The 6,400-nt window shown below is 58.6% G+C and carries 6 protein-coding genes; 3 read left to right on the top strand and 3 right to left on the bottom strand.

What is annotated here, in order from left to right; genetic code table 11:
- The 3 genes from rfbD to VEJ16_05925 all read left to right on the top strand — a co-directional run.
- Positions 1–895, top strand: an 895-nt coding sequence (gene rfbD / locus VEJ16_05935) for a dTDP-4-dehydrorhamnose reductase (GenBank protein ID HYB09189.1), incomplete at its 5' end; no start/stop codon positions are given.
- On the top strand, positions 892–1,764 hold the full coding sequence (rfbA, locus tag VEJ16_05930) for a glucose-1-phosphate thymidylyltransferase RfbA (protein ID HYB09188.1): 873 nt from the start codon (positions 892–894) through the stop codon (positions 1,762–1,764). The genes rfbD and rfbA, both read left to right, overlap by 4 nt.
- Before the next feature lie 182 nt (positions 1,765–1,946).
- The gene (locus tag VEJ16_05925) at positions 1,947–2,150 is read left to right on the top strand and encodes a hypothetical protein (protein ID HYB09187.1); all 204 of its coding nucleotides are present in this window, start codon (positions 1,947–1,949) and stop codon (positions 2,148–2,150) included.
- A gap of 1,007 nt (positions 2,151–3,157) precedes the next feature.
- Here the strand turns inward: VEJ16_05925 and VEJ16_05920 are convergent.
- The 3 genes from VEJ16_05920 to VEJ16_05910 form a co-directional block, all read right to left on the bottom strand.
- Entirely contained in the window at positions 3,158–4,261 is a 1,104-nt protein-coding gene (locus VEJ16_05920) for a dienelactone hydrolase family protein (GenBank protein HYB09186.1), read from the bottom strand.
- Between the two features lie 40 nt (positions 4,262–4,301).
- Positions 4,302–5,888: an urea transporter gene (locus tag VEJ16_05915; GenBank protein HYB09185.1), complete on the bottom strand. Its 1,587-nt coding sequence runs from the start codon at positions 5,886–5,888 to the stop codon at positions 4,302–4,304.
- 53 nt (positions 5,889–5,941) lie between these two features.
- The coding region (locus VEJ16_05910; protein ID HYB09184.1) for a diaminopimelate decarboxylase at positions 5,942–6,400 on the bottom strand (459 nt) is incomplete at its 5' end.

Raw genomic sequence — 6,400 nt, 5'->3', positions numbered from 1 at the left:
CATGACTCGGCCGATCTTGGTCATAGGTGCAACCGGCCAAGTGGGCCATGAGCTGATGATTCGCGGGAAGGGGACACCGCCCGCCCTTGTCGGAGTTTCCCACCGCGAGCTTGACATCCGGGATAAGGCGAAAGTACGCAGCACACTCGAGGGCGTGGCGCCAGCCGCGGTCATCAATGTGGCCGCCTATACCGCCGTCGACAAGGCCGAAACGGAGCGCGCGCTCGCATTCGCTGTCAACCGCGACGGCCCCGCCAATCTGGCAAACGTCTGTTCGGCACTCACCCTGCCGCTCCTTCATGTGTCCACGGACTATGTGTTCGATGGCCAGAAAAGGGATGCTTATGAGGAAACCGACCATGCCTCGCCCCTCGGCGCCTATGGAGCGAGCAAATTCGAGGGCGAGGAAGCCGTGCGCGCGCGCTTGGAAAGTCATGTGATCCTGCGCACGTCTTGGGTGTTTAGCGGTCGCGGCACAAATTTCGTCAAGACGATACTGCGAGCGTCCGCCACCCGTCGCGAACTTCGCGTGGTCGACGATCAACGCGGCTGTCCGACCCCGGCCAGTGCGGTCGCCAAAGCGCTGCTTGCGATAGCCGCACAGGCAATGCATGGCCCTGTCGCGTGGGGTACCTATCACTTCTGCGGCGCGCCGCCGACAAGCTGGTGCGGCTTTGCTCAAGCCATCGTCGAGGCCGCGGCTGGGCCTCGTGCTGGGCGCATAATGGTCACGCCGATCGCGACGGCCGAATATCCCACGCCGGCAAGGCGGCCCTCCAACTCAGTCATGTCTTGTGCCAAGATTGCAGCTGCCTTCGGCATTTCGCAGCCTTCGTGGGCCGCAAGCTTGCCGAGCATCGTCGCGGAATTGCTTGCAGAAGGAAGCGCCGAATGAAGGGCATCATCCTTGCAGGTGGGACCGGCACGAGGCTCTACCCGATAACCCGCGGCATCAGCAAGCAGCTTATCCCCGTCTACGACAAGCCGATGATCTATTATCCCCTGTCGGTGCTCATGCTGGCCGGCATTCGCGATATTCTCATCATCACGACGCCAGCGGACCAGCGCCAATATAAATCACTTCTCGAAGACGGTGCGCAGTGGGGCTTGTCGCTGTCCTTTGCGGTGCAACCCGCACCCGAGGGCCTGGCCCAGGCCCTCATCATCGGCGCCGATTTTCTCTCCGGCGCCAAGTGCTGCATGATTCTCGGTGATAACATTTTTTTTGGCCATGGCCTGCCAGAGGCCCTTGCGCGCGCGGCGGCAATGGAAAAAGGTGCGGTGATATTCGGCTATCGCGTGAGCGATCCCGAGCGCTATGGCGTCATCACCTTCGACTCGGAAGGCAACGTCGCGGCAATCGATGAAAAGCCCTCGAATCCGAAATCGAACCACGTGGTGACGGGGTTGTATTTTTATGACGAACGGGTGGTCGATCTCGCCCGTACGATCCGGCCGTCGGCTCGCGGCGAACTCGAGATCACCGACCTCAACAATCTTTATTTGGCTCGCGGCGAGCTTCACTTGGAGAAACTCGGGCGAGGATGCGCGTGGCTCGATACCGGCACGCACGAAGCGCTCATTCAGGCCTCTGAGTTCGTTCGCACTGTGGAGGTCCGCCAGGGGTTAAAGATCGGCTGCGTCGAGGAGGTCGCCTTCCGTATGGGCTATATCGACCGCAAGCGGCTTTTGGCGCTCGGCCGGCAGATGAGCAGCAACGATTACGGGACATATTTGCAACGCGTTGCCGAGGAAGACGGCTAATCCGGCCCCGCTTCGACGCCGTTCGCGCGGGCGCGCCAACTTATCCCTTTGAAATCGCTTGAATAACAAGGAGGAGGGGCGCGCGATGGCCGCCGAGGTCGCCGCGCCGCAGTGCTCCAAGCGTTAACTAATTTTTTACGGGATTCGGGCTTTGATATGCGAAAGGGAATAGGAGGCTTTACATGAGGCCCACAGGCAGCCCGGTACATTACCTGATCGCCGAAACGGAGCGCCGGCTACGCGAGGCTCGGCAGTCGCCCCAAATCCTGCTCTGGGACGAAATAGGTGCCGACCAGCATTTCGCCCTCACATCGGTCGAAAAAGCCGCCCCTTATAAGGAATTCTTCGAGGCACCGGCCGCGAAAATGCGCATGACGGCGCATTAAGCTAAAAAGGCCCGATGCTGCGCGTACGCGCAGTGCCACTCCGTTAGGAAGCCACCCAGCGCGCCGCAAGTCGCGGCGCTGGCCCGTTCCATCTACTTCCCGAGGGGCAGTTGATCGAGGCTACCAATGAAAGCCTCTATTCATCGCTCCAGGGCCTGTAGTCACAAATTCGCAACGTCCCTCATCTCCGTATAGCGGCGCCAGAGCGCAGATCGAGGGAGGTTTGAACATTTGCTGACGCGAAGAGTGCCACTCTCACTTCCCACCATAGAGCGTTGCGGCATTGTTCCAGCGACCAAACGCGAGATGATGCCCAAGACGTTTGGATGCGCAGAAAGGATTGCGTCGGCCTCAGCCGGTGATCCGTAGGCAAGGTTCGGCAGCACGAAGCGTTGCGCGGTTGAAGCCACGCGGCACTCGAATCGGCTTAACCCATGCGTCGTTGAAATCACACCTGGATGGTGCATTCGGACCATGCCCCGCGCGAAATTCGATCGCCGAATTCGTGAGGTTGGCGTGGGATGCAGCACTCCGAGAATATCATTAGTAGGTAACGCCATAATCAATATGCAATATTGAGTTCGGAGTGTAATTAGCGCAATTTATACGCCTGGGCGGCTGCGTCTAGGACGGGCTTCAGCGCCGCGTTATGACGTTCATGCCTTCATGCGAAGGGAGATCGCAATGAGATAACTCTATTTGTCATTTCTCGTGCTCACCGCGTTGAGCGTCACCACATCTGCCCAAACAACGTCATCCTCCAATTCCAACACCAGCTCGACAACCTGCGTTAACGGCTCCTGCTACGACAACTCCACCAGTAGCTCCAACTCGGTTGTCTGCACCGGAGGATCGTGCAAGTCCACTGTAACGACGTGCAGCAATGGTCAAAATTGTACGCCGGTGACCACACCTGGAGCCAACAGGTCGTGCGTAAAGACGACTTGCAAAAACGGAAAGTGCACGACGGTCTCGTGCTGAAGGTAACAAGGCATACGTTCTTTTGATCAATGGGAGTCGTGGTTGTGTCTCGCGGGCCCCATTGGCCGCGCGAACCGCAATACGTGTTGAATATCGCGGGTTCTTTCTAAAGGCGTACGAGACGGCTTGCCTTCCTGGGCAGAGAGCGGCCTCCACGGCGGTAGCGCAACGGGGAGTGTCGCGACATACGCGTCCAGAAAATCGAACATGGCCTCTCTCGCCTCGCGGGCGGCCTCGGCGTTGGACTCCGTATGTGCGCCAAACGTGGAACAGCTTGCAAAGTAGCGATCGAATTCTGTCCAGGGACGAACGACCTCGGATCCAATTTCACGGAATCCGTCACTGCGACGTTCATATCGACAGTTTCCGGACACGACTGCGTCGGGATAATATGTGGCGGTGAGTTCCGGGTTGTCGAATGCGTGCGCTGCGTCAAACATCCTGACGTGAACATCGACACCTAACTTCCTAAGGCTCTTCGCATAGTCGGAACATGCTTCCGCCGAAACCCAATCGTCGGCCTTTGCCAAGATAAATAGAATTGGGGCGCCGGTCTTCCGTTGCGAGAAGTTTTGCTCACCACACCAGGGATAGAACGCAACATATGCGACAAAACCGTGCGCGTTCGGCGCAAATTTTTTTGCGACCTGATTTGACATCGCATGTTCTACCGCGGTCCCGCCCTTGGACCAGCCTGCGACCGCAATTCGATTTGGGTCGATGAGCGGGTGCGACTGAAGTAGCAAAAGCGCAGCATACGCGTCGATCACCATTGATTCGGTCGTTACGGCGATTTGGTTTTCGACCGTTGAGTGAACGCCGCGGCCGGCAAAACTATCGACGGCGAATGTCGCGTAGCAATTTTGGCGTAATCGGCGCGAATAGTCGGTCTGAACCTGGGAAAGCCCAAGGCTGCCGTGGAGCAACACGACCGCCGGAAAAGGTGCAGTACAATTCTCCGGAAGCGACAATTCACCGTCGATTATCGCAGGCGTGATCGGCCGCCCGTCGGTAAGTCCACCGGGCAATGCATCGCCGCTCTTAAATCGAATATGTCCCGTAGGACCGTCGCTAAGCGTCGTGCGGAGCGGGCCGCCTGACCCTGGCGAGATCTGAAATGCGACCGCCACCCCTAGCGCTATCGCGATTGCCCAGGGCCACAGAGAGGGCTTAACTCGCACGATAAGGCCTCCTCCTCACGCAGCCCAGCAGCGAGAACAGTCGAATTACCCTAAGTTCTTGGCAAATAATAGTAACGGCATCCGGTAATGCATCGCCTGGTCGCTCGAGGATTTGTATGACACCCCACTTTGCCTGGCCAATTTTTTCGAGCAAAGCCGGCGCGGCGGGCGACTCTAAGGCTCCGGGCAAGACGATGCAAGTCGCGCGCTGCGGCGAGGCAGCATCGAGCGCGGCTTTGATTTTTGCCGACTCAAGCGGGATCAATCTGCGAATATCGGGAACGACTTGGCCGGCACATTGCGAGCAAGTCAATTCAAGACGCCGCCACAGGCCAACCGGCGGCGCTGGTGAAATGCTGCCGCAGCCAAGGCACCGGATCCGATCGGCCCGGCCTGCAAGATCGAAGCGATTTAATCCGCTTGGGCCCTGTCCAATGCAACCCCCTGCGAATACGAGGGCGGGATAGAAATCGAAGGACGGTGCTTCTACTGCGCCGCGAAGCAGATCCGACGCTTCCCATAGCCGTCGACGCCCGGCCCTCGTCTCGAGCATCGAAGTCCGAAAATCCAACCCAGCGCCAATGATGTCCCGCAGGATTGCGTCTTCGACCGGCGTCGACCCCGTTGCCACCAGCACCGGTCGCCCTACCAAGCGAGATCGCCATAGCTTCAGAATTGCGAATGCAAATCCGCTCTGTAAAACCAGAGGTCGAATGCCCGCCCTCTTCTTTCGCTTTAGACGGAGGTCGTGCACGAGCATCATCGCCCACAGACTCAATATTGTCGGGGCAAACAACGGTGACGCGATCCGGTCGACTTCCGCTAGGTGCCACAACCACCAGATTATGCCGCCCAGAAAAGCGGCCACTGTTGCAATTTTCGGCGCTGCGGGCGATCGCCCGGCAAATATCCTTTGTGCGCCGAAAGCGCACAAGGGGATGACGATGCCCCAAAGGCCGAAGGAATCCGCCGTCGCCATCCCAAGCGACAAGGTGAAATTGTAAAATAAGAGGCTCGCGCACACCGCCCAGCCTGCCGCCGCAGGCGACTCCCACGCCATCGCACCGACCAGGCACGCAATCATGACCCATGGGCCCGCGGGCACAAAGGCCGCCGGTCCAATTCCCGCCCACCACCAATGTCCCGGCCCTACCAGAAAGAGCGATGCAGCGACGGTCGTTGCATAGGCGGGTGCCGAAAACGCAAACAGGCCTATTTTGCCTATGGCCTTTCGCATTATGGCGGCAACAGCTGTGCAAATTACGCAAAGAAGGATCAGGATTGCGACACGCTCATCCGGCGCGGCAAAAAATCCACTTCCCAAAACGCCTAGTATCGCCGGATTGATTCCGCCGACGCCATCTCGCCACAATCTATGATCGAGGCCTGTCGCCCATCGCTCGATGATCGTGCCGATAACGGTTCCGGTGAGTGCGCCCAAGAGCAACCACGGGGAGTAGGCCGCCAAGCCAAATGCCGTCAGGAGGCCCGGCAATCGCCGGGAAGAAAAGAGCAGTTGCGCCAACCCCGCAAGGATGGCGCGAACCCATCCATCGATGACGATTCCAAGATTCACCTCCGCCCCCGCAGGAATGCCAGATAAGGCTAATCCATTCGGAGGCGAGGTCATTAAAAATTGTAGTCTTTGTCGCGTAGCCGCCTGGGAACGTGGTCAAGCGCAAAGACATCCCGCCACGTCTCGCGCTCGCGTATTATGCTTGGCCCGTCCGGCCCAATAAGAATGGTCGCTGGCCGCGTCTCGATAAATTGCATGGATTGACTGTGACAATACGCGCCGACATGGTGAATCGTGATGACATCGCCGACTTCAAGATGGCTCGCGTTCACGTCGCTTCGCAGGATATCCGTTTGCATGCAAAGCGGCCCGAATAGTTCGTATCCGAGCGTCTCGCTTAACTCATCGAACGATTCCGTGGCGCGTGATATGGGATGATCGTAAAATACGGCCGTTGGCACGAGGTTGACACCCGCATCCACGACGACGGCTGGCTTCCTGTTCGACCTGCCTTTCTTGGCGACGACCGTGGTCAAAAGCGTCGTGCAACCATCGACGATGGCGCGTCCGGG

Source organism: Alphaproteobacteria bacterium (genome assembly GCA_035625915.1).
Taxonomy (GTDB): Bacteria; Pseudomonadota; Alphaproteobacteria; order JACZXZ01; family JACZXZ01; genus DATDHA01.
Note: the sequence above shows the minus strand (reverse complement) of the source record. Positions and strands in the feature narration are given on the sequence as shown.

Bases quoted from the DNA above. Each gene is read 5' to 3' on its own strand.
- rfbA (HYB09188.1), top strand. From the start codon at position 892: ATGAAGGGCATCATCCTTGCAGGTGGGACCGGCACGAGGCTCTACCCG.
- VEJ16_05925 (HYB09187.1), top strand. From the start codon at position 1,947: ATGAGGCCCACAGGCAGCCCGGTACATTACCTGATCGCCGAAACGGAG.